Source organism: Spiroplasma sp. ald, assembly GCF_044714355.1.
Classification (GTDB): domain Bacteria; phylum Bacillota_I; class Bacilli_A; order Mycoplasmatales; family Mycoplasmataceae; genus Spiroplasma; species Spiroplasma phoeniceum.
Genome location: NZ_RXFY01000141.1, coordinates 1 through 2,255, shown reverse-complemented (window position 1 = coordinate 2,255; position 2,255 = coordinate 1). Strand labels below are relative to the sequence as shown.

General features: G+C 29.4%; 1 protein-coding gene. It reads right to left on the bottom strand.

Annotation, left to right across the window (positions count from 1 at the left end):
* A partial coding sequence (locus EHU54_RS05625) for an adhesin (RefSeq protein ID WP_400249414.1) occupies window positions 1–1,739 on the bottom strand: 1,739 nt, incomplete at its 3' end.
* Window positions 1,740–2,255: the final 516 nt, after the last annotated feature.

Here is a 2,255-nt window from a genome sequence, read left to right as displayed (position 1 = left end):
AAACTTAGCAATTTTGTACTACCATCGACTGCTTGAACCTTGACATCTTTGCTCGTCGTTCAATCACCCACAATAAGATTATCAACGCCGATAACATAGTCAGTGTTTTCTACAACATTCGGAGCATACTTTTCAACTTGTGATTTTACACTAGCAAGCATTTTTGTTTTATAGGCATTAATTTCATCTTGGGTCACATTTTTAATGTTAGTAACAACAAATTCATCTAACTTTAAATCTAAATGTGCTAAACTTTGTTTTCAAGTCTTCGATAACTCAAACAACTCATTTAGTTGATTTTCACTATAACCGCGTATATTTTTATATCCATTATCTTCTGCTCACTGTTCAAATTGTTTGCCATTATCAGTATTTCAATAATGTTCTACCGATTGTTTTTCTGATACTTGCAGATAAATAGTTTTTTTATGCGTTGGTAAATCTTGATGTTGCAACTCAACTAAATAACGACCATCAATCGAACCATATTGCCCCTTATCAATCTCTAAGCCATTTATTGGGTCAATAACATTTGATTGTGATGTTTTATTTCATTTATCATCACAACCATACACAACCCCAGTTATAACATTGTCAGTTGATGGTTGTTTGATTTTAATAGTACTTTTTCCATTCGCATAATAAAATGTATCAACCTTGTTTGTCATTTTAGTATTGTCAAGTTGTGCCAAATAATTTTTCTCTATTTGAACACCATTTGCCGATGATGTTAAATTAATTTTTACTTTTACCACCGCTGTGGGAATAAAATTGTATTTAACTATCACTGAACCTTTGTAACTCTTGCTATCTGGTTTTGCGGTTAATGTTGCAGAATGATTATCTTTATTTGTTATTTCAATTTGCGAAAAATCATCAATGACATTGCCGTTTTTTTGATTAACAGCAGCGAAAATAGTATCATCGTTATTATTAATGATATTTTCTAAATTATTCTCATTACCAAATTTAATCACATCGCTTAAATTTTCTTTAACAATTGGTTTTGGCGTGTCTATTTTTGCCGCCATAACAACATCAATGTCTTCGCTCGTGTATTTTGTTCTACGAATATCATATTTGATAACTAATTTATGGGTCTTTTCACTAGTTTCAGGTTTAACATTGATATTTACTTTACCACCCAACATATTTTGTTTAGCACCATTTCATAAAACTTCTGTAACATTTGGGTTATCAATATTGATATTTGTTTCTCCGTCAACTGTCAAACGCATTCCGTTGTTAGATCATTTTGCTGTTTTAGAACCATCCACAAGTGAAAACAAAATTCCTTGTTGAAATAAATAATTATCTTTTATTTTTAAATTTCAATCTGTAACATTTCCGTTGCTGTCAATTATTGGTGTTTCCGGTTCACCAACATCATCCCAACGATAAACAGGAAAATTAATTCCATATTTTAAATGTTGTCAATATGTATTTTGATTTTTTATAAAATTACTATCAAAATAAACTTTTTCACATTTATATTTATCAATCACTCGAATATAAAAATATCATTTATTGTTTGGTTTTGAAAACTCGTTTTCTCTATTATCAACTTTGTTTCATTTGTTTAATATAGAAATTACACTTACATCAAACCCAGTTGTAACATCTCTGGTAGTTGTAGTAAGATCCCGTTTTGTTCTTTCTAGAGTTGCATTGGCAAGCAACGGAGCGGGAACGCTTGCTGTCAGCGTAGTTATTGTTAATAAACTTAGTAATTTTTTCATTGCATATATTCCTTTCTGAATTCTCTTTTTAACAAAAAAGAGAATAGCACCACCGCACTATTCCCACAAGCAATTTACAACATATTTCAAAGCAGTATCATAAAAGACCACCAAGAAATATGTTAAAATTGTCTGTGGAAACACTAGTTAACACCTAGCGTTTCCACGATAGTAATTTATCTCAAAATAAATTACTATCACTTTATATAATTTTGAAAAGTAAGAGGAGAATCTTACTCTTTAAATTATAACATAACCTAAATGCCTTTTATTTAGATTATGTTTTTTTATTTTGCTAAGATGAGATAAAAATGTAAAGGTTGATATTTATATAGTTGATATTTAGTAGCATAGGAATTTAACTAATACCAAAGATAAAAAATATCTTGGTAAACAAATTATAACACCAAGTTATTATTTACAGCAGTTGTTATTTCCTGTGTTGATAGTAAATCATTCATCATTGATTTTTTGAATCGTAAAACTACAATTCAAACATTTTTGTAAATCAACATC